Origin of the sequence: Paraburkholderia translucens (assembly GCF_020881035.1) — a bacterium.
GTDB lineage: Bacteria > Pseudomonadota > Gammaproteobacteria > Burkholderiales > Burkholderiaceae > Paraburkholderia > Paraburkholderia translucens.
This window is the reverse complement of the sequence record NZ_JAJITC010000007.1, coordinates 99,061-122,190: the sequence shown is the minus strand read 5'-3', so window position 1 is coordinate 122,190 and position 23,130 is coordinate 99,061. Positions and strand designations below refer to the sequence as shown.

General features: G+C 66.6%; 23 protein-coding genes. 8 read left to right on the top strand and 15 right to left on the bottom strand.

Annotated features, from left to right (window positions below):
* Positions 1-4: 4 nt before the first annotated feature.
* The 3 genes from LJ655_RS14970 to pqqA form a co-directional block, all read right to left on the bottom strand.
* Positions 5-748 (bottom strand): (5-formylfuran-3-yl)methyl phosphate synthase, encoded by a 744-nt coding sequence (locus LJ655_RS14970; RefSeq protein WP_230562030.1) that lies wholly within the window; start codon positions 746-748, stop codon positions 5-7.
* 24 nt (positions 749-772) lie between these two features.
* Positions 773-1,372: a DUF447 domain-containing protein gene (locus tag LJ655_RS14965; protein ID WP_230562029.1), complete on the bottom strand. Its 600-nt coding sequence runs from the start codon at positions 1,370-1,372 to the stop codon at positions 773-775.
* 105 nt (positions 1,373-1,477) lie between these two features.
* Positions 1,478-1,552: a pyrroloquinoline quinone precursor peptide PqqA gene (pqqA, locus tag LJ655_RS14960; RefSeq protein ID WP_113062024.1), complete on the bottom strand. Its 75-nt coding sequence runs from the start codon at positions 1,550-1,552 to the stop codon at positions 1,478-1,480.
* Positions 1,553-2,028: 476 nt separating this feature from the next.
* Here pqqA and LJ655_RS14955 point away from each other — a divergent pair, with 476 nt between their 5' ends.
* From LJ655_RS14955 to LJ655_RS14935, 5 genes are all read left to right on the top strand, one after another.
* Entirely contained in the window at positions 2,029-3,528 is a 1,500-nt protein-coding gene (locus tag LJ655_RS14955; RefSeq protein WP_230562028.1) for a form I ribulose bisphosphate carboxylase large subunit, read from the top strand.
* Positions 3,529-3,648: 120 nt separating this feature from the next.
* Positions 3,649-4,077 carry a ribulose bisphosphate carboxylase small subunit gene (locus tag LJ655_RS14950; RefSeq protein ID WP_230562027.1) on the top strand — a complete coding sequence of 143 codons (429 nt, stop codon included), beginning with the start codon at positions 3,649-3,651 and terminating at the stop codon, positions 4,075-4,077.
* A 19-nt stretch (positions 4,078-4,096) separates the two neighbouring features.
* Complete coding sequence (cbbX, locus tag LJ655_RS14945; protein ID WP_230562026.1) at positions 4,097-5,092, top strand: CbbX protein; 996 nt, start codon at positions 4,097-4,099, stop codon at positions 5,090-5,092.
* A 27-nt stretch (positions 5,093-5,119) separates the two neighbouring features.
* The gene (locus LJ655_RS14940; protein ID WP_230562025.1) at positions 5,120-6,223 is read left to right on the top strand and encodes a class 1 fructose-bisphosphatase; all 1,104 of its coding nucleotides are present in this window, start codon (positions 5,120-5,122) and stop codon (positions 6,221-6,223) included.
* Between the two features lie 55 nt (positions 6,224-6,278).
* Positions 6,279-7,151, top strand: a complete 873-nt coding sequence (locus tag LJ655_RS14935) for a phosphoribulokinase (RefSeq protein WP_230562024.1) — start codon at positions 6,279-6,281, stop codon at positions 7,149-7,151.
* Between the two features lie 58 nt (positions 7,152-7,209).
* On the opposite strand, the gene LJ655_RS14930 is transcribed toward LJ655_RS14935, so the two are convergent.
* Genes LJ655_RS14930 through LJ655_RS14920 form a run of 3 tightly spaced genes read right to left on the bottom strand, consistent with a single transcriptional unit; the run spans position 7,210 to position 11,245 of the window.
* Positions 7,210-8,592, bottom strand: coding sequence for a DUF6513 domain-containing protein (locus LJ655_RS14930; RefSeq protein WP_230562023.1), 1,383 nt, complete (start codon positions 8,590-8,592; stop codon positions 7,210-7,212).
* On the bottom strand, positions 8,571-9,194 hold the full coding sequence (locus tag LJ655_RS14925; RefSeq protein ID WP_230562022.1) for a flavoprotein: 624 nt from the start codon (positions 9,192-9,194) through the stop codon (positions 8,571-8,573). Before LJ655_RS14925 ends, LJ655_RS14930 begins: the two co-directional genes overlap by 22 nt.
* On the bottom strand, positions 9,191-11,245 hold the full coding sequence (locus tag LJ655_RS14920) for a sigma-54-dependent Fis family transcriptional regulator (protein WP_230562021.1): 2,055 nt from the start codon (positions 11,243-11,245) through the stop codon (positions 9,191-9,193). Before LJ655_RS14920 ends, LJ655_RS14925 begins: the two co-directional genes overlap by 4 nt.
* A 376-nt stretch (positions 11,246-11,621) precedes the next feature.
* On the opposite strand from LJ655_RS14920, the gene LJ655_RS14915 reads away from it, so the two are divergent.
* Positions 11,622-12,128, top strand: coding sequence for a dihydroneopterin aldolase (locus tag LJ655_RS14915; protein WP_230562020.1), 507 nt, complete (start codon positions 11,622-11,624; stop codon positions 12,126-12,128).
* A 74-nt stretch (positions 12,129-12,202) separates the two neighbouring features.
* On the opposite strand, the gene LJ655_RS14910 is transcribed toward LJ655_RS14915, so the two are convergent.
* From LJ655_RS14910 to LJ655_RS14870, 9 genes are all read right to left on the bottom strand, one after another.
* The gene (locus LJ655_RS14910) at positions 12,203-12,580 is read right to left on the bottom strand and encodes a hypothetical protein (protein WP_230562019.1); all 378 of its coding nucleotides are present in this window, start codon (positions 12,578-12,580) and stop codon (positions 12,203-12,205) included.
* 167 nt (positions 12,581-12,747) lie between these two features.
* The gene (gene fae / locus LJ655_RS14905; protein WP_230562018.1) at positions 12,748-13,257 is read right to left on the bottom strand and encodes a formaldehyde-activating enzyme; all 510 of its coding nucleotides are present in this window, start codon (positions 13,255-13,257) and stop codon (positions 12,748-12,750) included.
* Between the two features lie 180 nt (positions 13,258-13,437).
* Positions 13,438-14,328, bottom strand: coding sequence for a triphosphoribosyl-dephospho-CoA synthase (locus tag LJ655_RS14900; RefSeq protein WP_230562017.1), 891 nt, complete (start codon positions 14,326-14,328; stop codon positions 13,438-13,440).
* A gap of 5 nt (positions 14,329-14,333) precedes the next feature.
* The gene (locus LJ655_RS14895) at positions 14,334-15,353 is read right to left on the bottom strand and encodes an ATP-grasp domain-containing protein (RefSeq protein WP_230562016.1); all 1,020 of its coding nucleotides are present in this window, start codon (positions 15,351-15,353) and stop codon (positions 14,334-14,336) included.
* Positions 15,350-16,390, bottom strand: coding sequence for a methenyltetrahydromethanopterin cyclohydrolase (mch, locus tag LJ655_RS14890; protein WP_230562015.1), 1,041 nt, complete (start codon positions 16,388-16,390; stop codon positions 15,350-15,352). Before mch ends, LJ655_RS14895 begins: the two co-directional genes overlap by 4 nt.
* Positions 16,353-17,579 (bottom strand): ATP-grasp domain-containing protein, encoded by a 1,227-nt coding sequence (locus LJ655_RS14885; protein WP_230562014.1) that lies wholly within the window; start codon positions 17,577-17,579, stop codon positions 16,353-16,355. The genes mch and LJ655_RS14885 overlap by 38 nt, the downstream gene beginning before the upstream one ends.
* 8 nt (positions 17,580-17,587) lie before the next feature.
* On the bottom strand, positions 17,588-18,514 hold the full coding sequence (locus tag LJ655_RS14880; protein ID WP_230562013.1) for an NAD(P)-dependent methylenetetrahydromethanopterin dehydrogenase: 927 nt from the start codon (positions 18,512-18,514) through the stop codon (positions 17,588-17,590).
* Between the two features lie 81 nt (positions 18,515-18,595).
* Entirely contained in the window at positions 18,596-19,621 is a 1,026-nt protein-coding gene (locus LJ655_RS14875) for a beta-ribofuranosylaminobenzene 5'-phosphate synthase family protein (RefSeq protein WP_230562012.1), read from the bottom strand.
* Between the two features lie 272 nt (positions 19,622-19,893).
* Positions 19,894-20,292, bottom strand: a complete 399-nt coding sequence (locus LJ655_RS14870; protein WP_230562011.1) for a 4a-hydroxytetrahydrobiopterin dehydratase — start codon at positions 20,290-20,292, stop codon at positions 19,894-19,896.
* Positions 20,293-20,709: 417 nt separating this feature from the next.
* Here LJ655_RS14870 and LJ655_RS14865 point away from each other — a divergent pair, with 417 nt between their 5' ends.
* Entirely contained in the window at positions 20,710-22,527 is a 1,818-nt protein-coding gene (locus LJ655_RS14865) for a methanol/ethanol family PQQ-dependent dehydrogenase (RefSeq protein ID WP_230562010.1), read from the top strand.
* A 167-nt stretch (positions 22,528-22,694) separates the two neighbouring features.
* Positions 22,695-23,114 carry a c-type cytochrome gene (locus LJ655_RS14860; protein ID WP_230562009.1) on the top strand — a complete coding sequence of 140 codons (420 nt, stop codon included), beginning with the start codon at positions 22,695-22,697 and terminating at the stop codon, positions 23,112-23,114.
* Positions 23,115-23,130: the final 16 nt, after the last annotated feature.

The following is a 23,130-nucleotide window of genomic DNA, read 5'->3' as shown; positions in this document are numbered from 1 at the left end:
AAGGCTACGGCTGCGGCGCGTTCCTCGCGCCCGGCGACGGTGCGGCGCTATCGAGGGGCAGTTCCCCCGCCGGCCGGTGCAACGCGCTCGCCCATTGCGCGACGCGCTCGGGATCGAGCCGCGAGCGGCGCCCGTCGGCGCACAACGCCGTGCGAAAACCGGCCACGTCCGGCGCGAGCGCGCGGATCTGCGGCAGTTGCGCCCAGCCGAGCGCGCCCGCGATGCCCACCATCGCGCCGCGCTGGCGCGCGAGCCGCATCCAGCGCGCGAGCGTGTCGACGTCGACGTGATCGAACAGCGTGCTGCCGTCCTTGCTTGCGGTATCGAACATCAGGCCGGCGAAGCCGAGCGCCGCGGTCTGGCTGACCAGCTCGTCGTCCATGCCGCCGTCGCACAGCAACACCGGCACGACGGTGGCAGGCAGATTCGCCAGCTGCTCGATGCAGCGCAACGCGGCTGGTCCGCGCGCAACGCCGACCTTCACGTAATCGACGCCCGCGTCGCTGATGTCGATCACGCGCGTGGCGATCTCGTCGAACGCGTCGGCCGGCACATCGCCGATCGCCGCGCTGAGCGGCTTGACCGGGTAGCGCGCCCGCAACTGCCGCGCGATGTGGGTGATGGCGGCAATCGACAGGCCACCGAGCGCGCCCTCGTTCGGCTCCTTCAGGTCGATCAGCTCGGCGCCGGCGCGTGCGGCGTCGAAAGCTTCGTCATCCGAGCGGACGCTCGCGAGCAAGGCGGTCATCGGTGTTCTCCGCGAGAAACGGGTTCAGTGATGGATGGAGGTAGCGGCGTGCTTGGCCGCCCCTTCGAGATTCGCGCGGTGGCGCGCGATCGCGGCGACGAGCCAGGCCCATGCGGTGCGCTCGTTCTCGCCGGCGGTTTTGTCGATCGCGATCTGCAGATACGCCATTTCCCGATCGACCTTGTCGGCCGGCAGCATGAAGAGCCGGCTCACCAGAATCGCGCCTTCCACGACCGCCGACTGCGCCCGATTGAAGCCCGCGAACGGCGCGTGGTTTTCGCGGTGCACGCATTTCATCACCAGCACGGGGCGCTCGTCGTCGTCGCGCAGTTCGTCGAGTTCGAGTTCGGCGTGCGCGAGCGATTCGGCGAGGCGCACGCTCGCGACGCGGCTCGCCTGCACGGTCGGCCAGTCGGTCGCGCAATGCGTGACGCAGCCCGCAAAAATACGCACATCGGTGGTGAAGTTGAGCACCGCCGCGCGCGTCGCGACGATATTGTCGAGCGTGACCGACGGACGGAAAGGCGCAAGGATGATGCGCTCATCCTCGGAGCGCGCGCCCATCGGCGCGATATGAGGACGGCCATCGCACGCTGCCGTGGTGACGATCGTTTCGTGGATCATGGCTGGGAACGTGTGCCCCGACAGCGCCGGAAGGCCGGCCGTCAACAGAAGTCAAACACAGACACGAACCGCGAGGGGGCCGCGGCCTGCGGCCCGATCGCGGGCTCAACGCGTAGCGACATACATCACGATTTCAAAACCGAGGCGTACGTCGGTATAGCTCGGGGTCGTCCATTGCATACGTGCTTCCTCCATGAGTTGAAACAGCGTTGCGCCGCCGGCCCGGCTTGATGCCCCCCGATGCCGACGGCAGCCGGCACCACGCAAGCTCCATGCCCGCATGTATGCCGACCGGCCAGGCGGGCATGCGTTCGCGAGCTAATACAGCGCCCGGCGAATTACGCCGCGCCGCGGCGTCCGCGCGGCATGCCAGACGCCGGCCGCCGCGTGGTGTGGCGAAAACGAAGCAAAGTGTTCCATCGCGGTTCGCTGATCCGATTGCGCTGTCACGCCGCGCCCGCCTCGCACACCGGACCATTCTGCTCTCATTCGCGTTTCATGGCGTGAAAAAGAAACTAACGATGTGATAGCGATAACCGATCCGTTAAGTCTGCCAAATAAAATCGTGAATTCCGCTTGGGCGTGTCCGTGCCTACAGTGCAACTCATGCGCTTCGTTCTTCCGGCAGTGCGCTTGCCACCCTTCGAGGACACGTCATGAACGATTTCAGTCAACCGCCGATCCGGCCCGAAGCTCACGCGCGCGATCCGCGCAATCCGCGCGAACGGTACGCGGCAGGCGTGATGAAATACCGCGAGATGGGTTACTGGCAACCGGACTACCAACCGAAAGAGACCGACGTGATCGCGCTCTTTCGCATCACGCCGCAACCCGGCGTCGACCCGGAAGAGGCGGCGGCCGCGGTGGCCGGCGAATCGTCGACCGCGACATGGACCGTGGTGTGGACCGACCGGCTCACCGCCTGCGACATGTATCGCGCGAAGGCGTATCGCGTCGAACCGGTGCCGGTTTCGCGCGCCGACGAGCCGCAATACTTCGCCTATATCGCCTATGAACTCGATCTGTTCGAAGAAGGATCGGTCGCGAACCTGACCGCGTCGATCATCGGCAACGTGTTCGGCTTCAAGCCGCTCAAAGCGCTGCGGCTCGAAGACATGCGCATCCCCGTCGCGTACCTGAAGACGTTTCAGGGGCCGCCGACCGGCATCGTCGTCGAGCGCGAACGGCTCGACAAATACGGACGGCCGCTGCTCGGCGCAACGGTCAAGCCGAAGCTCGGTCTTTCGGGCAAGAACTATGGCCGTGTGGTCTATGAAGGCCTGCGCGGTGGCCTCGATTTTCTGAAGGACGACGAGAACATCAACTCGCAGGCGTTCATGCATTGGCGCGACCGCTTCCTGTTCGCGATGGATGCGGTGAACCGCGCCCAGGCGGAAACCGGCGAGATCAAAGGGCACTACCTGAACGTGACCGCCGGCACGATGGAGGACATGTACGAGCGCGCCGAATTCGCGAAGCAGCTCGGCTCGTGCATCGTCATGATCGACCTCGTGATCGGCTGGACCGCGATCCAGTCGATGTCGCGCTGGGCCCGCAGGAACGACATGATCCTGCATCTGCATCGCGCGGGGCATAGCACGTACACGCGGCAACGCAGCCACGGCATCTCGTTTCGCGTCATCGCCAAATGGCTGCGCATGGCGGGCGTCGATCATGCGCATGCGGGCACCGCGGTCGGCAAGCTCGAAGGCGATCCGCTCGCGGTGCAGGGCTACTACAACGTGTGCCGCGACGCGTACAACGCGGTGGACCTGTCGCGCGGCATCTTCTTCGATCAACCGTGGGCGGGCTTGCGCAAGGTGATGCCGGTCGCCTCGGGCGGGATTCACGCGGGGCAGATGCATCAGCTGCTCGACCTGTTCGGCGACGACGCGATCCTGCAGTTCGGCGGCGGCACGATCGGTCATCCGGCCGGTATCCAGGCCGGTGCGACCGCGAACCGCGTCGCGCTCGAAGCGATGGTGAAAGCGCGCAACGAGGGCCGCGACATCCTGCGGGAAGGGCCCGACGTGCTCGAAGCCGCCGCGCGCTGGTGCACGCCGCTCAAGCAGGCGCTCGATACATGGCGCGATGTGACCTTCAACTACGCATCCACCGATACACCAGATTTCGCCGTCACGCCGACGGCGGCTTAGGCGAGTCGAGCCGGGCTTATCGCGCCAGCGCTTCAGGCGCACTCGCCATGCGGTGCAACGTCAGCGCGCGCGGCACTGATGACGCAATGGCAAACGCGACATCCATCAACGAGGTCCGTCATGCGTATTACTCAAGGAACGTTTTCTTTTCTGCCCGACCTGACCGACGAGGAAATCACCCTGCAGATCGACTACGCGCTGCGCCAGGGCTGGGCCTGCTCGGTCGAATACACCGACGACCCGCATCCGCGCAACACCTACTGGGAAATGTGGGGGCTGCCGATGTTCGATCTGCACGACGCGGCCGGTGTGTTGCAGGAGGTCAGGGCTTGCCGCGCGGCGCGGCCGCAGCACTACATCAAGGTCAACGCCTTCGATTCGGTGCGCACCTTCGAGACGATGCGCCTGTCGTTCATCGTCAACCGGCCGGAAGTGGAGCCGGGCTTTCGCCTGTTGCGTCAGGACGCGCAGGGGCGCACGCAGCGCTACAGCATGGCGGGCTATGCGGGCGACCGGCCGGCGGGCGAGCGTTACGGCGCGGCGGGTTGACCCGCCGCAAGGAGGAGCCATGACAGACGCCGCCATCGCGGACGCGCTGCTCGCGTCCACCGCGCACCGCGACGCCGCTGCGCCCTACATCGACCTGGCGGCGCTGTACCGCGACTCGGGCATCGGCGCGGTGCTCGGTGAACTCGATCGCGATCTGGTCGGGCTCGCGCCCGTGAAGACGCGCATTCGCGAGGTCGCCGCGCATCTGCTGGTCGAACGCGCGCGTGCTTCGCTGGGACTCGCGGGCGGCGCGCCGACCTTGCATATGTGCTTCTCCGGCAATCCCGGCACCGGCAAGACGACGGTCGCGCTGCGCATGGCCGAGGTGCTGCACCGGCTCGGCTACATTCGCCGCAATCATCTGGTCTCGGTGACGCGCGATGACCTCGTCGGCCAGTACATCGGCCATACCGCGCCGAAAACGCGCGACGTGCTCAAGCGCGCGATGGGCGGCGTGCTGTTCATCGACGAAGCGTATTACCTGTACCGCCCGGAGAACGAGCGCGACTACGGGCAGGAAGCAATCGAAATCCTCTTGCAGACGATGGAGAACCAGCGCAGCGACCTGGTCGTGATTCTGGCCGGCTACGCGTCGCGGATGGAAGTGTTCTTCGCGAGCAATCCGGGTTTCCGCTCGCGCATCGCGCATCACATCACGTTTCCCGACTACACGGAAACGGAACTGCTCGAAATCGCCGAGCGGATGCTCGGCACCCTGCATTACCGCTTCGATCCCGCGTCGCGCCGCGCATTCGCCGACTATCTGGCGCGCCGCCTCCGCCAGCCGAACTTCGCCAACGCGCGCTCGGTGCGCAATGCGCTCGACCGCGCGCGTCTGCGCCAGGCCAACCGCCTGTTCGCGACCGCGTTGCAGGGCGGCGAGCCGATCGACGCTGCCACGCTGACGCTGATCGACGCCGCCGACGTGCGCGCGAGCCGCGTGTTCGACGAGCCGCCGCAACCGTCCTCGCCATCGCCATCCACCGCGCGCGCCCTCACCGCGCCGCCGGGCTGAATCACGACACTCTCCAGGGAGAACGCCATGCAGGACGGACGCACGACACTTGCGAAGTTCCTGATCGACACGCTCGATCGCCCGCCGTGTACGGAGAACACGCGGGACAGGGCAGGACTCTCCGCGCTGTTGATCGACGTGGCGGCCGCCATCAAGTCGATCTCGGCCATGCTGACCCGGGGCGCGCTCGGCGGCAACTACGGTTCGGCGCAGACCCTCAACACGCACGGCGAGGAACAGAAGAAGCTCGACATTTCGAGCAACGACATCTTCGTGCAGCAATGCGAGTGGGACGGCCTGCTGGCGGCGATGGTGTCCGAGGAAATGGAGCAGGTGTACGCGATTCCGCCGGAGTATCCGCGCGGCGAGTATCTGCTCGCGTTCGATCCGCTCGACGGTTCGTCGAACATCGACATCAACGGCGTGGTCGGCTCGATCTTCTCGGTGCTGCGCACGCGCGACCCGGCCGAGAATGCGGCGAGCGAAGCCGCCTTCCTGCGGCCGGGCTGCGAGCAGGTCGCGGCCGGCTACGCGGTGTATGGACCCTCGACGATGCTGGTGCTGTCGGTCGGCAACGGCACGCACGGCTTCACGCTGGAGCGCGACATCGGCAACTTCGTGCTCACGCATTCGAACATCAGCATTCCGGACGAGACCGGCGAGTTTGCGATCAACGCGTCGAACGAGCGCTTCTGGGAGCCGCCCGTGCGCCGCTACGTGCAGGAGTGCAAGGACGGCCGCAGCGGCTGCCGTGAGCGCGACTTCAACATGCGCTGGATCGCGTCGATGGTGGCGGAAGTGCATCGCATCCTGATGCGCGGCGGTGTGTTCATGTATCCGCGCGACTCGAAAACGCCGGCGATGGAAGGGCGCCTGCGCCTGCTCTACGAAGCGAACCCGATGAGCTTTCTGGTCGAGCAGGCCGGCGGTCTCGCGATCACCGGCCGCGAGCGCATTCTCGATGTGCAGCCGCGCGCGCTGCATGGCCGCGTGCCGGTGATTCTCGGCTCGAAAAACGAGGTCGAGCGCATTGCGCGCTATCACGGCGAATACGACCGTGGCGAGGACAAGCCCTTCACGTCGCCACTGTTCGGCACGCGCTCACTGTTCCTGCCGGATTTCACGGCGTGACGGACTGTTGACCGCACGCACGGCATACAGAACCCAGTCATCGGGAGACAAGCGCATGTCAGTCAAACATCCGATCATCGCGGTGACCGGCTCGAGCGGCGCGGGCACCACCACCGTCATGAAGAGCTTCACACATATCTTCAGGCGCGAGCACATCAATGCGCAGATCGTCGAAGGCGATGCGTTCCATCGCTATGACCGCAACGGCATGCGCGCGGCGATGATGGAGCGCGAACGCGACGGTGTGCGGGATTTCAGCCACTTCGGCCCGGAGGCGAACCTGCTCGAAGAACTCGAAATGCTGTTCACGCGTTACGGCGAAACCGGCAGCGGGCAGTTTCGCCACTACGTGCACGACGAGGCTGAAGCGCAACTGTACAAGCAGGACGGCGGCACCTTCACGCCGTGGGAGGACGTCTCACCCGGCACCGACCTGATGTTCTACGAAGGGCTGCATGGCGCGGCCGTGACCGATAAGGTCGACATCGCGCGGCATGCGGATCTGCTGATCGGGGTCGTGCCGATCATCAACCTCGAATGGATCCAGAAGCTGCACCGCGATCAGACGATGCGCGGCTATACGCACGAAGCCGTGGTCGACACGATCCTGCGGCGCATGCCCGACTATGTGAACTACATTTGCCCGCAGTTCTCGCGCACGCACGTGAACTTCCAGCGCGTGCCGACCGTGGACACGTCGAATCCCTTTACCGCCCGCGAGATTCCGCAGCCCGACGAGAGCTTCGTGGTGATCCGCTTCGCGCGGCCGAAGGGCATCGATTTCCAGTATCTGCTGACGATGCTGCACGACTCGTTCATGTCGCGCCCGAACGTGATCGTGGTGCCGGGCGGCAAGATGGGACTCGCGATGCAACTGATCTTCACGCCGATGATCCTGCAGCTGATCGACCGTCGCTCGCGCGCCTGAGCCGATTTCATTGCAAGTTTAGCCGCGAGCCGGCCGCCGTGCATGGGGGCGCCGCTTTTCAGCGCTTCTTCATCGTCTCGCCCGGCGCGCACCAGGCGCTCAAATCTTCTTCGGGCCGGTCGAGCGCGCAGCCCCAATCGAGCGGCTGGTCCTGGTCGAAGCGCTTGCCGAGCCGCCACGCGATTTCCGCGCGCGCAAGCTGCACGCCCATATAGAACGCGTGGCCGCCGTCTTTCTCGAGATTCAGTTGCGGATACAGCACGAATGGATCGTCGCCGCGCCGGTGGCCGTCGCGGTTATATACGTGGATGCCGTCGGTGCTGACCTGCACGCGGAAATTCGGATCGCGCACGCCGCGTGCGAATTCGTCGATTTCATCGGCGCTGTACGGAAACGGGCGTTTCGCGTGGACGGTCGCGAGTTCGGTGCTGATACCCTTGGGCAGCACCTGTGCATCGCGCGCGGCATGCATCACACGGCGCGCGACATCGGCTTCGCGCAGCGCGCGCCGCGCATGCAGACTCACCGAGGTGGTCAATACCGCACTGATGCGCAATTCGGCCGCCATGCCGAGCAGCATCGCGTTGATGCCGCTCGTGTCGGCCTCGGTCAGCTCGGTCACGTTGCCAATGCCCATCATGATCGCGATGTCGGGATAGCGTTCGCGCAAGCGCACATAGCGCGCGATCGACGCGGCCAGGCCGAATGGAATCGGGTCGAGAATCGGATCGGCGAGAAACGCGCGGCCGCGCGCGGATAGCGCGTCGATCGCGGCGTCGAGCGAGGCCGCGTCGCCGGGTTCTCGTGAGACGAGAATCGGCGTGGATGGCACTTCGTCGGCGATCCACAAACTGTCGATGTTCAGGCTCATCAGGTAGTCGGTGCCCGCGCGGCCGCCGCGCAACAGTTCGTCGTGGCGCATCGAATCGACGCTCACGCGGTAGCCTTCGGCCTTGAGCCGCCGCACCGCGTCTTCGAGATGCGGAAACGGCGTGTCCGGCAGACAGCCGATGTCGATCACATCCGCCCCTTGGCTCCTGTATTCGCGCGCCCGCGCGGCGATGCCGTCGAGGTCGAGGCGCGGCGCGTCGACGATCTCCGCGAAAATCTCGGTGTCGTAGCGGCTCAGGTCGAACGGCTTCGCCTTGTGGCCGAAATACTCGGGCAAGTCTTTCACTTCCTCGGGGCCGCGTTCGAACGGCACGCCATAGTGCGCGCTCAACGCGTCGAGATCGCCGCGGCAGCGGCCCGGCACGATCACGCGCTGCGCGGCGAGCGGCGCGCTCACGCGGCGCTGAATCATCTCGGCGGTCATCAGCGCGGCGACCTGCAGGCCGATTTCGCGCACCTCCCAACTGAACGGCGTCGGCGCCATGCCGTTGAGCACGCGCAGCAGGCTCGGCTCGGCGAGCCGTCCGGTCAGGAAGAGGATGTGGTCCATGCGAGGTCGAGGGTCGCGAGGCGTTGCGCGAGCGCCGTTTCGAGTTGGTCGAGCGAGCGCGCGAGCGTCGTGTATTCGAAGCGCGCCAGACGCTCGACGTTGTCGAGTTCGATCGCCCGTGGCCGCAGTTCGACCCATTCGTCCGGGCTATGCGTGATGACGCTCGGTTCGGTGTCGCATGCAAAGACGATGCCGGGAATGCATTGCTTGCCGGCCTGTGCGTACATGTTGGTCGGCAGCGTATCCGAGATGCCGTACGCGCATTTGGCGACCGTGTTGCTGGTGGCGGGCGCGATCACGACCGTGTGATAAACGCCGTGATACAGCATGCCGACCGGCACGCCGCTCGCGCTGTTGTCGCGCAGCACGCGGAAAGTTTCGCGCAGCTTGTCGAGCGTCCAGCCGTAGAGCGGCAGCACTTCCTCGGCCGCCGCGGACAGAAAGAGATCGACGCGCGGCAGGCGCCGCGCGAGCGCGATCGATTCTTCGAGCATGTGACCGGAGCCGGTCACGCACCACGCGAAGCGCGCGTCCGGCTTGAAGTCGGCGAGCTCGCGCGCGGCCTTGGGTGCTGACTCGCTGGGGGGCGACGACTCGGTCATGCGTCGAGATCGAGCGGCAGACCGTCGGGCGGCGAGCCTTCGTGCGACAGCCTGATGTGCAGCCGGCGCATCTTCCGGTACAGCGTATTGCGGCTGATGCCGAGCGCCTTCGCGACGTTGCTGACGTTCCAGCGATGCTCGTCGAGCAGCGACAGCACCGTTTCGCGCTCGTTGAGCTGGATCGCGTTCAGCGAAGAAACGTCCGCCTCGTCGGCGAGATGCGCGTCCATGTCGGCGTTGGCGAGGCGCAAGGCGGCGGGCATGTCGGCCGCCGACGTGCGTTGCGTGACTTCGGGCGGCAGATGCTCGCAACGGATCGGCTCACCGTCGGACAGCGCGATCGCCATCTGCAAGACGTGCAGCAACTGACGGATGTTGCCGGGCCACGCGTAGGTCAGGAGCGCGTGTTCGGCTTCCGGCGTCAGCTCCGGCGGATCGTCGGTCTCGTTGGCGAGCAGATGATGGATCAGCGGCAGCTTGTCGACCCGCTCGCGCAGCGTCGGCAGATTCAGCTCGACACCTTTCAACCGGTAATACAGGTCCTCGCGGAACTCGCCGCTTTGCACGAGTTCGAGCAGATTGCGGTGGCTCGCGCTGATCAACTGGAAGTTGACCTTGACGGTCGTCTCGGCGCCAAGCGGCGTGACCTCGTGCTCCTCGATCACGCGCAGCAGGCGCGCCTGCAGCACGAGCGGCATGTCGCCGATCTCGTCGAGAAACAGCGTGCCGCCGTTGGCCTGCACGATCTTGCCGCGCCGTCCTTCGCGCTGCGCCCCGGTAAATGCGCCCGCGCGATAGCCGAACAGTTCGCTTTCGATCAGGTTTTCCGGCAGCGACGCGCAATTGACCGGCACGAACGGGCCGTTGGCATGCGGGCTGATGCTATGCAGCGCCTGCGCGAAGACTTCCTTGCCGGTGCCGGTCTGGCCGCGCAGCACGATCGGAATCTTGCGCTGGATCACGCGTGCGGCCAACTGGATCTGCGAGGCCATGCGCGGGTCGCCGAATTCGAGGTGCGCGATTTCGTCGAGCTTCTGCGACGGCACGTGCTTTTCGTGTTTTTCGGGTGCGCTGGTGCGCACGGCGGGGTTGCTGACGAACACGCTCGTCACCCGTCCGGTGGCGTTCGGCGGCGTCTGCGCGACGAGGAAAAAGCGGTTCGTCGCATTCGCGCTGTAGACGGTGACCGGATGGAACGAGCCGCGAATGCTGCGCGCGATCATGTCTTCGAGCGAGGCGTTGAAGGCTTCCTCGATGCGCCGGCCGCGCAGCTCGCTGAGCGAGCGGAAGCCGAGCTGGAACAGCGCGCTGCGATTCGCGGCGAGCACGGTGCTGTCGTCGCCGACGGCGAGCTTGCCGCCGTGCAGCGTGCCGACGAATTCCGGTCGGCTGTGGAAATGGATCATGTTCGCGTGCCGGTAGCGCGAATCGAGCAGACGATTTTCGATCATCTGCCGCGACATGCCGACCAGCACCAGCGAGTGCTGCTGCAGCAGCTTCGAGCGGCTCGTAACGTCGAGCACGCCGGCGATTTCGCCGCTGTCGTCGAAGATCGGCGCGGCCGAGCAGGTGAGCGATGTATAGCGCGGATAGAAATGCTCGTGCTGACAGACTGCGATGCAGTCGCGCTCCGCGAGACAGGTGCCCATGCCGTTGGTGCCGGCTTCGCGTTCGCTCCACAGCGCGCCGACGCGAAAACCGTCGCCGGCGACCGCCTCCGCGAACGGCACGGACGACACCTGATGCACGATGATGCCGCCCGAATCGACGAGCACGACCGCGAGTTCGGGGTCGGCCAGTTGCTGGTAAAGGGTCGTCATTTCGAGCTTCGAACAGGCGATCAGGTCGCCGAGCGCCTCACGGCGGGCTCTGAGTTCGTAGTCGGTCAGCACCGGTGGTGGGACGAAACGCGCGGGGTCCAGCTGGAATTCGTTGATGCAGCGCGTCCACGATTGAGCGACGGATTCGCTTGTCGGCCGCGTGGTCAACTGATGGTTGACGACGTTCAGAACTTCCCGGACGTGCGAATTGCTGTCAGCGAGCAACGACATGGGATTTGTCTCCGATGCGCCATTTCGGAAGCGTGAGCGCTTCGCACGCCGCGAATGCCGCTTTATCAAGCCTGCCTGCCCTTGGTGTGGCGCCATCTCGGTCCGCCCGCACCCTCGCGACCGGCCCTGCTACCAGGCGGGTGTTTAAAACTCTACGCCCGATGCAAGATCGGTTCAACAGAAAGTGACACTGGGTTTACCACACCGTGCCCGAAATTTGCTTTTCTGGATCGGGGCGCGCCAAACGGTTTGCATCTTGTGTGCCTGTCGCGGCTTCGGCACACAGTGTGCCGCGCGGCGTTCTACCGTTCTACTGAATGTTTCGCTCGCCATTACAGGCTGTTCAATTCTGGGCCGCGCCGCGGCGGAGGACATCATGGATCGTATCGATACTGTTCGCCTTGCCGCATTTTCCAGCCTCGGCGCGAATGCCGGCGCGCATGCCGGTGCGTTGCCCGAGCGCCTCGACATCGTCTTCATCGAGAACTTTATCAGCCAGACGGTCATCGGTATCGACAGCAGCGAGCAGCATGTGGCACAACCGGTACGCGTGAATCTCGCCATCGGCGTGCCCGCGATCCGCGCGTGCACGACGGACCGGATCGAAGATACGGTCAATTACGCAGCCGTGCGCGAAGCGCTGCTCGCGCTGTTCGCGTCGCATCACGTGCGGCTTCTGGAGGCGCTTGCCGAGACGATCGCGCAACTGCTGATCGCCGACTTCGGCGCGCACTGGGTTCGCGTGTCGCTCGCGAAACCGGCCAAATTTGCCGACCTCGCCGCCGTCGGGGTGCAGATCGAGCGGCGCCGCGGCGATGGATCCGCGGCGGGCGTGGGGGTTGCGCGTTACGCGTCGCTGGGCGAGGGTCTGGTGCCGAATTGATGGGGTGCCCATGCGCGGGGCGCTCGTGCGCGGGGCGCCCATACGCCGGGCGCCTCGGGCATTTCACCCAGCGGTCATTTCGCCGCCGTCGGTGTTTTGTCCGGGCCGAGTCCGCACGCCTGATACGCGGTGGCTTGCAGCGCGCGGAACTTCTTCGTTTGCGCCTTCGCCTGGTCCACGCGGAATTCCGCGCCGCCTTCCCCGCCGAGCGTCGCGTACTTCGAGAAGGTCGCCTGGTCGACGAATTCGTCATACGGCAACGAGGCGGCCATCTTGTCGATCACGCATGAGCACTTGTAGACGTTCGCGAAATCGTGGCCGTTATCGTCCATGCAACTGAGCACGTATTCGACGCGGCCCTCGGTCGGATAGTTGTAGCCGTCCGCCCACGCGAGCGGGGCGGCGAGCGGGAGCGAGAGAAGGGCGAGAAGCGCGCGACATCTGATAGTCATTGAATGCCTCTGCGGAGAGCATGGTGCCTGCTTCGCGAACCGCTGTGCGATGGCGGTCCCGTGCGGCCGCGAGGCAGTGGGATGGGCGAGGAGGCGGGGCCGGCAACGCCGCCGCCAACGGCGACGACACCGCTCACGGCGCCGGCCTCCCACGCTTGCCGGCGCCGTCAGTTCGGCGCGAACGGATGCGCGACGGTGCCCTTCTTCGCCACCACTTCGGACGCGCTCGGTTCGCCGCCGACCGCGCGCTTGATGGCCTCGCGCGTCGCCTGATAGTTGAACTGCTGGATCTTCTTGTCGTCCTCGGCCTGCCAGTGGATGAAGACACCGACGCAGAGGAACAGATCGTCGGCCTCGTCCTGCGGGATCGTGCCGTCTTCGACGCTGTCGGCCACCGCGAGCGCGACAGCATGCTGCGCCGGACCGAACATCTGCACGGCCTGCTTGGCGCCCTTGATCGTCACCTTGTTGAACAGGATCGTGTTGGGCTTCGTGATGAGATTGGGGGCAACGACGGCGAGCAGCGAAGTGAAGCCGTCCTTGTTGTTGGTGAGGGCGTTGCAGAACGCAGTCTCCGCAGCCGAACCTCGCGGTCCGATCAGCAAGTCGATGTGCGCGACCTCGTTGCCGTCGCCGACGAGCGACTCACCGATCATGACGCGGTTGATCTTGGCCATTCTGTTCCTCCAATGAGTAGGTATGGACCTGCTGACGAGGCGCCGCCTGCGACAGTCCAGAACAGCATCGCGAGAGCGGAGCGGGAATGCACGGCGGTACTAACTAACAGGTTCCGTGCCAGGCGGGGACGCGTTCTTGCTGGCGGAAAACGGCAAAGGTCCGGCCAGGCCGATCCAGGTCTAGCGGTGCGCTTCGATGCAACGCGCGACGAACAGCGTGGCGACCGCGAGGTCCGCGCTGGTGCCGGGATTGATCGCGTGCGCCTTCAGTTCGGCATCCCAGGCATCGAGCTGCGGATCGCTCGCCGAGCAGCGCGCGGCGGCCGGCGTTTGGCGCCAGCGCGCGTGCTGTTGGCGTGCCATCAGCGTGACACTCTGCGCCAGCGCGACGCCGTGCTTGCGCACAATGTGAGAGTCGGGCCAGCGGCCGAGGAACGCGAGAAACACGTTGAGCATCGCGATTTCGTCAGCCGTTTCGGGCGTCCGCGCGGGGGCTTCGCGGTACGCGGCGAGACCCGTGTCGAACAGGTCCGCGAAGCCGTTGGCGTATTGCCGCGCGATGCTGTCGCGCTCGCTGGCGAGCCGCATCGCGTCGCGCAGGCCGATCGTCGGCGGCGCGTGGACCGATTGCTCCGGCGCGTCGCCGAGACCGCCGGGATTGGCGAGCGCGATCGCGCGGTAAGCGAGCCGTGCGTCTTCGACGTCGAGGCGGCTCAGCACGTCGCCGACCGCCGCGCGCCACGCTTGCGCCGCTACCGGCGGTTCGCCGGTTGCTTCGAGGGCCGCGGCGAGCGGCGCGACGAGCAGCACGATCCCGAGGTTCGTATTGCAGCCGACGGCCGCGCGCGTGCGCGTCACCGCGTCCAGAATGCGCTGTCCCACCCGGGCGCTCCGGGCGAATAGCGCGTCGAGCGAGGCGTCCGCGCTGGCGAGGAACTGTGCGGCGTGCATGCCGTGGCCGGCGCTTTGTGTGCTGACATTGCCGGGTTTCGGCGTGGTGACATCGAGCGCGCAGGCTTCGAGGAAGGCCGCGCGCGCGTGCTCGAAGGGGATGGCGCGGGTGTCGGGCATGACGCTCACGCCCGGCGCTGCGGAGACCGCTCAGGCAATCCGGCATCCGCTTCCTGGGCCTGCTGGTTCACGCGCTGCTGCGCCGCGAGCTTGCGATCGAGCAGATCGTCGACGAGCGCGTCCGCGATATCGAGCGGCACGACCGACTGCAAGCCGCGCCACGCCGCCACGCCGTTGACTTCGAGGACAAGCGGCAGCGCGTCGTCGCCGGGGTCCGGGATCAGGTCCACGCCGGCGTAGTCGAGCCCGAGCGCGGCGGTTGCGCGCACGGCGGTCTGCGCGAGCGCGAGTGTCAGTTCGGCGGGCTCGCAGCGCGCGCCTTGCGCGACGTTGTGAATCCAGCCCTTGCCGCCGCTGCGCCGCATCGCCGCGACCGCCTTGCCGCCGATCACCAGCACGCGCCAGTCGAAGCCTGGCCGGCATCCGGCGACGAAGCGCTGCAGATACGCGACCTGCCGGTAACGCGCGAGCGAGGGCAACGGCGCGAGCAGCCCGCCACGCGCGCCGAGCCGTTTGAGGCCGTGGCCTTGCGAGCCGAACAGCGGCTTGAGCACGACCTGGCGGCCGGCGGCCGCTTCGCGCATCAGCACGCGCTGCGCGAACGCCGCGGATTCGCCGGCCCAGGTGGCTGGCGTCGGCACGCCCGCGCGATGCAGCAGGAAGCTCGTCATCGACTTGTCGACGCTGCGCTCGATCGCGCGCGCATCGTTATAGACCGGCACGCCCGACTCGCGCAGCGCGTGCAGGATGCCGAGCCGGAGTGTCACCTGCTCGAAGCTGCCGCCGGCGATGCCGCGCACGAACACGGCGTCCGGCAACGTGCGGCCGAAGCCCGGCACGGCGAGCCCGTGCGGCAAGGTCGTGTCGATCCGGCAATCCGCGAGATCGACGCAACGCGCTTCGGCGCCGCGCGTGCGGAACGCTTTTTTCAGCCGGCCGGTGTGCCAGCCGGTTTCGTCCGTCATGATCGCGATGCGCAGGCCCGTGTGCGTCGCGCCGGTCGGCGTGAATGGCGTGAGCATCATCGCGCGGCGGACTGGCCGCCCCACTGTTTTTGCAGCAGCCCGGCGTCGAGCCGGCCGCCATGATAGGTCGCGCCGCTTTCGAGGCTGCTGACCCACACCTCGGCGGGCGCGAACAGCGCGGGATCGATCTGGTAGAAGTCGAACTTGACGGCCGTGAAAACGTCGGCGAACGGCCGGCCGTAGTCGCGCGAATGGACGGAGGGCAGGCTGTCGGCGAGACGCTGGGCGATCGCGTCGTGCTTCACGGTCAGATGCACGCGGCCGCCGTACAGGATCGCGTCGTTGGTGCGGCCCATCGCCTGAATGCCGTCGGGCGCGGGCGGCGGCAGCGGCGCCGAGCCCGTGCCCGCAACGACCTCATCGAGCGGCACGCCGAGCACGTGCACCTTGTGCAGCGCAACTTCGACGACGCGGGCGACGACCTGTACCGTACCCGCGACAGAGTGTGTCGGCGTGACGATCAGCGTCAGGTGTTCGGGCGCGAGGCCGCAGTCGTGCAGCACCTTGTCGATGACGACCTGCGGCGGCAAACGGTCCACTTCGAGCACGAGCGCGCCGCGTTCGTGGCGGTCGCGATAGCCGAGCTCGTCGAATAGCGGCTCCTTGACCGCGAGCGCGCGCGCGGGCCCCGAGCCGAGCGAGAAGAACTTCTTGCCGCCGGTCTGCTCCTTGGTTGCCGACAGGCTCCAACCGGCGTATTGGCTGCCGAGACACGCGAGCACCGGCAACGACGTGCTGACTTCGAGCATGGTCGGCCACAGCGGCGCGGCCTCGAAGTTCGCGCGTACCGCGACGCGGCCGAGTCCACCCATGCAGATGCGCGCGATCAGCAGACCGGCGTCGAGGCTGCCGCGCGCGTCGACGCCGGCGTCGGCGATCACGGTGCCGCCGGCTGTGCGGGTGAGGGCGACACCGAGGTGCGCCGCATGCTCGACGAGCCGCGCGACGAGGTGCTCGGACAGCGCGTTCACGCTCGGCGGCGCGGCCGGCGCGCAAGGGTCAGCTATGGTCGTGGAGGCAGGCATGGTCGGATTCATCGCAGGTTTCGATTCGTTGGACGACGCGTTCGTGCTGCGCATCGAGCGCGGCGCGCACCGCGTCCACCGACGCCGCGCGCACGTGCAGCGTGCAGACCGGTTGCCCTGCCTCGATGCGAGTACCGGGCATCGGCACGTCGCGGCATTGCGGGTCGTGCAGGCAGGCGTCGGAGAAGGCTGGCGAGACGGTAAAAGGCCGCTGCGCGAACAGCACCCGCTGGCCGGCGCGCCAGCGCGGCTCACGGGACAGCGCGAGACTCGCGGCCGATGGCGGGCGGCCGTGGCGGCACGCGTCGAGATGACACGCGAGCAGGCCGGCTGGCCATGCATCGGGCGACGCGGTCTCGTAGAGCGCCATCGTCGACGACGGGCGCGCGTTGATTTCGAGCACGTCGAACGTGGTGCCGTCCGAGAGAAAGTCGCAGCTGTTGATGCCGACGAGACCGGTGCGCGCGCACAGCGCGTCGAGCGCTTCCTGGATGCGTGCGCCGAGCGCGGGCGGCAGTTCGATCGGACCGATCGAGCCCGCATGCACGAAGCCCCGATCGCCAATCGCGCAGGTGAGCTGCGCGGCGAAGCCGAGCACATGCGCACGGCCCTGCGCGCCAATGAAAAGCGCCGACAGCGAGCGGCCCTCGCCGACCCGCTGGAAGTAGCCGCATGTGGAACCGGTGCCTGCGCCGAACGCCGTGGCGGGTTGGATATGCGTGCCGCCACAGCCGTCCGCGCGTTTGAACAGCCAGCCGTCAGCCGTCTTGGGCCGCTCGAACGCCACGGCAGGATGCGCGATCCGCAACGCGTCGAGCAGCGCGAAGAAACGCCGCGGCTCACGCACGGCCGCCATCGCCTCGGCATCGTTGCCGAGATAGCGCGGCAAGCCGCGTTCGCGGCTCAACCGCGGCATCAACGGTTCGAGCCCGCTTGCGCCGACCCAGCCAAGCAAATCGGGCAGACGCGCGAGACGGGTAAGCGCGTCGACGAGCCGCCCCCGATCGATCGCGAGCGCGCTGCCCTCCGCGCCGATGTCGAACCACAGCTCGGCGGCCTCGCGCGTGTCGCGGTCGCCGAAGATATCGAGCGCGGCGACGTGCAGCCCGGCGCGCTTCGCCGACTGCGCGAGCCAACGCGCGGACAAGCCGGCAACCGCGATGAACGGCGCCTGCGTGGGCGGGCGGTGCGGCTTCGTCATGGCCGCTCTCAGCCGAGACCGGCCGCGACCGAGCGGGCCTCGTCGTACGCTTCCCGAAAGCCGAGGTAGACCGGCTTGCCGCCCGTGCGCATGCGCATGAACAGGCGATGCTCGACCTGATACTTGACGTTGCCAATCGCCAGCGCGCCGATGCCGACTGCGCCCGCGTTCGGCACGCCGTCGATCGGCTTGCCGTCGTTCATCACGTTCACGCCGGCGATGCCTTCCGGTGGCACCGCATTGACATCGGCGGCGACGAGCAGGCGTTTCGCATGCGCGAGGTCGTCGCTGCTGACCGCCTGCACGCCCGCAAGCGCGGTAGCGAGCACGATTTCCGCGTCGGCGAGCGCGCCGCGCAGTTCGTCCGTCGTCGCGGCGCCGATGCCGTTGGTGACGACGCCGAAACGCTTGTTGAGATCGGTCGAGGCACCGACCGCGCGATCGCGGTCGTGGTGGCTCGCGATCGTCACGTCGGCGCCGCGCGACGCGGCAATCGCTGCCGCGATGCGCCCGACCGCGCCGGTTCCGCCGAGAATCAGCACGCGCTTGCCGCCCAGCTCCATGCCGTGCTGTTTGCCCAGATGCCGCTCGACCAGCGCGACGAGCGCGGCCGCGGTCGTGTACGAGCCGCTCGGATCGGCGAACACGGAGACCTCGAACGGCGGGACCATGGCCTTGCGTGCAAGGTCGAGCATGTCGGCGGCCTGCATCACGTCGCGTCCGCCGATGAAGATGCCGGTGCGCGACACCCCTTTCGGACCGCGCGAGAAGATCGCGTCCTGCGTCAGGTTCGCGACCATCCCGGCCTCGACGTTGCAATACGGCACGATGACCTGATAGCCGGCATCGGCGGCCATGTTGACGTCGAACGGACTCATCTGCGGCGTGGCCGTGAACATGTGCAGGATGTAGGGCCTTTCAATGGTTTCTGACATGGCAGGGGCTCGTTTCAGTGGCAATCTCAGGGACGGCGCACGGCAAAGCCGCGCCGCGCGTGGCGCGATTCGCGCCGCGCGTCATGCGGCGTCGATGTGCGGCGCGCGCGCCTCGGCGCCGCGGATCGTCGCACCGCTATTGCGGCCCGCGACGACACTGCATTCGATATGCGGCAACGCGCTCGCCACGGCGCGCGCGGTTGCGAGCGCGCCGTTGGCCTCGCGTTCGCTCGCGAGCACCGCGAAGCCCGTCGGGCCCCACGAGGTCTGGCCGATGCCGGCGGTGCGCTCGGCGGCGACCGCGCGCAGCACGCGCTCGACGTCGGGACTCGCGAACACGCCGCCTTGCGCGCTCGCGAAGTATTCGCCAATGGTCTGCTGCATCTCGGTAAGGCCGTGCGCGAACGGCGCGAAATTCTGCTCGGCCGCACCAGGCAGGATCTGCAGCAGCACCAGATGGCACAGATGCGCGGCGAGCCGCTGCGGAAACGGCGCGAGCGCCGCGAGCGCGCTGCGTTCCTCGGCACCGTGCAGACCCTCGCGGCTGTTGTCGCTGACGAGCAGCACGCGCCACTGCTGTGGAAACGGCTGGCGCGCCAGCAGCGGCGGCGCGCTCTGGCGCAGATCGCCGGGCGGGCCGCCGTCGAGCAGCAGGCCGCCGCACTCGAAGCCGAGAATGCCGATACCGGAGCGCGCGCCGCGTCCGAGCAGACGGGCGAGTTCGGCGCTCGTCGCCGGCTGGCCCGCGAGCCGCGTGAACGCGGCGCCAACGGCCAGCGCCAGCTGCGTGCCGGAGCCGAGGCCGGTGTGTGCGCGCGGCGCCTCCTGCACGTCGATTGCGAGCGTCGCGGGTCCATAGGCAGCCCGCAGCCGCGCGAGACACAGTGCGATTCGCTCGCGCTCGGCCTCGTTCACGGCGCCGCCAATCTGCTCGCGCTCCGCGTGCCGTGCCTCGATGCGCGTGCCGTGCGTATCGATGACGAGACCCAGGCTGCCGAACGCGCGTCCGAGCGATGCGTTCGGATCAAGAAAGCCCAGATGCAGCCGCGCGGGCGCATCGATCGTGATGGGGCCTCGGGGCGGGAGACGGCGAAGCTGAAGCGGCATCTCGGGTTTCCTCAGGTGTCCTTGCGGGTGTACGAGACCGGGTTCGGCCGCGAGCGGCGGGCGGCGCGTCGCCGGTCCCGGCGGCCGTGCGCCCGGCGACCTCAAGCGAAAGCCGTACCAGGCGCCGAAAACGGCTTGAGCGCAGGCCCGGCCTGCTGGAACCCTAAGGCGCACTTGCCGCGCGCCGCGCTGTTTCGCCGTTGCATGGACGCTGTGTGACGCCGAAGGCGCACTGTGTCACGCGCTGTTGCATGCGGTGACGCTCGCGCGCGTCAACCGCCTTGCTCGGATTTCGGCGCGTCGTACTTGATATAGCGGAAGCGCTGATCGTCGGAGGGCGTGCCTTCGAGCGGGCCGTCCTCGAGGCCGGGCTGCCAGTGGACCACCGATTCGATCTTCGTCGCGAGCGCGAAGTCCTTGTCCGTGATGCCCTTGGCGCTATGCGTTTTCAGCTTCACGGTCACGAATGCGTACGAGACCGTCAGATCCGGGTGGTGCCACGCGGCTTCCGCGAGATGGCCCACTGTGTTGACGACCATCAGCGTTCCCTTCCATCCCTCGGTGCGGTATTTGCGCCGCAGCCAGCCATCTTCCAGATACCAGTGTTGCAGAGGACCGACGAGGCGCTGCTGGATCTCTTCGTCGGAATAGACGTGCTCGGTTTTTGCCATGGCGGTTGCTCCTCGAATGCGCGAATCGTTCGCCGAACGAAGCATCGTTGCAGGTGACAGGACCGTGCTGCGGCGCATGATTCGCAAAGGACACGATTCGTCTCACGCAGGTGACACAGAATGTGCCGCATTGCGTGACGCAACCCCCTCAGCTTACCGCCGTGCAAGCATTCGCGCGCGACACGCGAGCACCGCCACCCGTGGCGCCTGTGCAGTCGCGGGCCCCGGCGGGCAAAAGCGGCAAACAACGTCGTTATTCCGGCATGGAATATGCATTTGCCTTTCATGCGCCGCAAAGCCCGACATCGAATCGGGATGGCGCGTTAATCGTTACCTGCAATCGAGAAGGCGCGCACGATGCGAAGAGGTAGCGTGGGTCATTCGTGAGTTGAACCGCTGGACAATTCTGGAGGAGACATGAACTTACGCACTGTAGTTCTTGGGCTCGCGATCCTCGCATCCGCAGCCTTTGGTTCTCTGGCTGCGCAGGCCGATTCGCAGCTCGACGGACTGATGAAAAACCCATCCAACTGGGCGGCCCAGGCGGGCGATTATGCGAATCACCGCTACAGCCCGCTCAAGCAGATCAACGAGAACAACGTCGGCAAGCTGCAGGTGGCGTGGACCATGTCGACCGGTGTGCTGCGCGGCCATGAAGGCGCGCCGCTCGTGATCGGCGACACGATGTATATCCACTCTCCGTTTCCAAACAAGGTCATTGCGGTCAACCTGAAGGACCAGACCTTCCTCTGGCAGTATCTGCCGAAGCAGGACGAGCAGGTCGTCTCCGTGATGTGCTGCGATACCGTCAATCGCGGCCTCGCTTACGGCGACGGCAAAATCTTCCTGCAACAGGCCGATACCAAGCTCGTCGCGCTCAACGCGAAGACGGGCGAGGTGGTGTGGACCGCGCAGAACGGCAATCCGAAAGCCGGCGAAACCAACACCAACGCGCCGCACGTGTTCGGCGACAAGGTGCTGACCGGGATTTCGGGCGGCGAGTTCGGCGTGCGCGGGCGTCTGGTCGCGTACGACATCAAGACCGGCAAGCCGGTCTGGACCGCGTACAGCACGGGCCCCGACAATGAAATGCTGCTCGACCCGCAAAAGACGATGACGTACTCGAACGGCCAGATGGTGCCGGTGGGGGCGGATTCGTCGCTGAAGTCGTGGAAGGGCGATCAGTGGAAGCTGGGCGGCGGCACCACGTGGGGCTGGTATGCGTGGGATCCGAAACTCAACCTTGTCTACTACGGTACTGGCAATCCGGGCACATGGAACCCGACGCAACGTCCGGGCGACAACAAATGGTCGATGTCGATCTTCGCGCGCGACCTGAATACCGGCACGGCCAGGTGGGTCTACCAGATGACGCCGCACGACGAATGGGACTACGACGGTGTCAATGAAATGATCCTGTCCGACCTGACGATCAACGGCAAGAAGGTGCCCGCGATCGTGCACTTCGACCGTAACGGCTTCGGCTACACGCTCAATCGTGAAACCGGACAGTTGCTGGTCGCGCAGAAGTACGACCCGGCGGTGAACTGGGCCGATCGCGTCGATCTGCAAAGCGGCTTGCCGATTCGCAACGTGACGTACTCGACGCAGGCGGCCGGGGCCGATCACAACGTCAAGGGCATCTGCCCGGCGGCGCTCGGTTCGAAGGACCAGCAACCGGCGGCGTTCGATCCCAACTCGAGCCTGTTCCTCGTGCCGACCAACCACGTCTGTATGGACTACGAGCCGTTCGAGGTCGACTACGTGTCGGGGCAGCCGTACGTGGGCGCGACGCTGTCGATGTATCCGGGACCGAACGAAGGCAACTCGATGGGCAACTTCATCGCGTGGGATGCGAGCAAGGGCAAGATCGTCTACTCGAAGCCTGAGCGCTTCTCGGTGTGGTCGGGTGTGCTGGCGACCGCGGGTGGCATCGCGTTCTACGGCACCCTGGAAGGCTACCTGAAGGCGGTGCGCATCAAGGACGGCAAGGAACTGTGGCGCTTCAAGACGCCGTCGGGAATCATCGGCAACGTCTTCACGTATGAGTATCAGGGCAAGCAGTACGTCGGCGTGTACTCGGGCATCGGCGGCTGGGCCGGCATCGGCATGGCGGCAGGTCTCGAAAAGCCGACCGAAGGTCTCGGCGCGGTCGGCGGCTACAAGGATCTCGCGAAGTACACGGCGCTCGGCGGCACGCTGTTCGTGTTCGCGATTCCTGGCGAAAAGAGCTGAACCAGCGGCTCGAATGAACGGCTGAACGAGCGGGGCGGCCTGAACAGGCACGGTCGCCCCGTCAGCCTCGCACAATCAGTGAATCACCCCCCCCAACCGCGCCCGCATGGTGGATGCGTCGATGAAGCGCATCCGGGCGCGGCTTATTTCCCGATGGAGACATGTGCATGAAAGGCCGATCTATCCTGTTGCTCACCGTGTTGCCCGCAGCGCTCGTCATGTTGTCCGTCGGTTACGCGCAGAACAATCCTTCGATTGCGCAGGTCGCGTATAAAGTGGTCGACGGCACCAAGGTCGACAGCAATACGCTGCAGGGGTGGAAGACGTGGCGCGCGCTCGCCTGTGAACGCTGCCACGGCGCGCAGCAGCAGGGTCTCGTCGGACCGTCGCTGATCGACGCATTCAAGACGCTCGACAAGGACGAGTTTCATCGCACGGTGTTCGGCGGCCGGGTGGCCAAGGGCATGCCCGATTTCAGCACGAGCCAGATGATGCAGAAGAACTGGGAAAACCTCTACGCGTATCTGAAAGGGCGCTCCGATGGACAGATCAAGCCGGGCGATCTGCAAGCCCTCGACGCTAAATAAACGCCGCGCCGTCACT

What these genes read in the sequence shown, in the direction of transcription:
- LJ655_RS14970 (WP_230562030.1), bottom strand. Translation starts at nt 748, where the DNA reads ATGACCGCCTTGCTCGCGAGCGTCCGCTCGGATGACGAAGCTTTCGAC.
- LJ655_RS14965 (WP_230562029.1), bottom strand. Translation starts at nt 1,372, where the DNA reads ATGATCCACGAAACGATCGTCACCACGGCAGCGTGCGATGGCCGTCCT.
- LJ655_RS14955 (WP_230562028.1), top strand. Translation starts at nt 2,029, where the DNA reads ATGAACGATTTCAGTCAACCGCCGATCCGGCCCGAAGCTCACGCGCGC.
- LJ655_RS14950 (WP_230562027.1), top strand. Translation starts at nt 3,649, where the DNA reads ATGCGTATTACTCAAGGAACGTTTTCTTTTCTGCCCGACCTGACCGAC.
- cbbX (WP_230562026.1), top strand. Translation starts at nt 4,097, where the DNA reads ATGACAGACGCCGCCATCGCGGACGCGCTGCTCGCGTCCACCGCGCAC.
- LJ655_RS14940 (WP_230562025.1), top strand. Translation starts at nt 5,120, where the DNA reads ATGCAGGACGGACGCACGACACTTGCGAAGTTCCTGATCGACACGCTC.
- LJ655_RS14935 (WP_230562024.1), top strand. Translation starts at nt 6,279, where the DNA reads ATGTCAGTCAAACATCCGATCATCGCGGTGACCGGCTCGAGCGGCGCG.
- LJ655_RS14930 (WP_230562023.1), bottom strand. Translation starts at nt 8,592, where the DNA reads ATGGACCACATCCTCTTCCTGACCGGACGGCTCGCCGAGCCGAGCCTG.
- LJ655_RS14925 (WP_230562022.1), bottom strand. Translation starts at nt 9,194, where the DNA reads ATGACCGAGTCGTCGCCCCCCAGCGAGTCAGCACCCAAGGCCGCGCGC.
- LJ655_RS14920 (WP_230562021.1), bottom strand. Translation starts at nt 11,245, where the DNA reads ATGTCGTTGCTCGCTGACAGCAATTCGCACGTCCGGGAAGTTCTGAAC.
- LJ655_RS14915 (WP_230562020.1), top strand. Translation starts at nt 11,622, where the DNA reads ATGGATCGTATCGATACTGTTCGCCTTGCCGCATTTTCCAGCCTCGGC.
- LJ655_RS14910 (WP_230562019.1), bottom strand. Translation starts at nt 12,580, where the DNA reads ATGACTATCAGATGTCGCGCGCTTCTCGCCCTTCTCTCGCTCCCGCTC.
- fae (WP_230562018.1), bottom strand. Translation starts at nt 13,257, where the DNA reads ATGGCCAAGATCAACCGCGTCATGATCGGTGAGTCGCTCGTCGGCGAC.
- LJ655_RS14900 (WP_230562017.1), bottom strand. Translation starts at nt 14,328, where the DNA reads ATGCCCGACACCCGCGCCATCCCCTTCGAGCACGCGCGCGCGGCCTTC.
- LJ655_RS14895 (WP_230562016.1), bottom strand. Translation starts at nt 15,353, where the DNA reads ATGATGCTCACGCCATTCACGCCGACCGGCGCGACGCACACGGGCCTG.
- mch (WP_230562015.1), bottom strand. Translation starts at nt 16,390, where the DNA reads ATGAATCCGACCATGCCTGCCTCCACGACCATAGCTGACCCTTGCGCG.
- LJ655_RS14885 (WP_230562014.1), bottom strand. Translation starts at nt 17,579, where the DNA reads ATGACGAAGCCGCACCGCCCGCCCACGCAGGCGCCGTTCATCGCGGTT.
- LJ655_RS14880 (WP_230562013.1), bottom strand. Translation starts at nt 18,514, where the DNA reads ATGTCAGAAACCATTGAAAGGCCCTACATCCTGCACATGTTCACGGCC.
- LJ655_RS14875 (WP_230562012.1), bottom strand. Translation starts at nt 19,621, where the DNA reads ATGCCGCTTCAGCTTCGCCGTCTCCCGCCCCGAGGCCCCATCACGATC.
- LJ655_RS14870 (WP_230562011.1), bottom strand. Translation starts at nt 20,292, where the DNA reads ATGGCAAAAACCGAGCACGTCTATTCCGACGAAGAGATCCAGCAGCGC.
- LJ655_RS14865 (WP_230562010.1), top strand. Translation starts at nt 20,710, where the DNA reads ATGAACTTACGCACTGTAGTTCTTGGGCTCGCGATCCTCGCATCCGCA.
- LJ655_RS14860 (WP_230562009.1), top strand. Translation starts at nt 22,695, where the DNA reads ATGAAAGGCCGATCTATCCTGTTGCTCACCGTGTTGCCCGCAGCGCTC.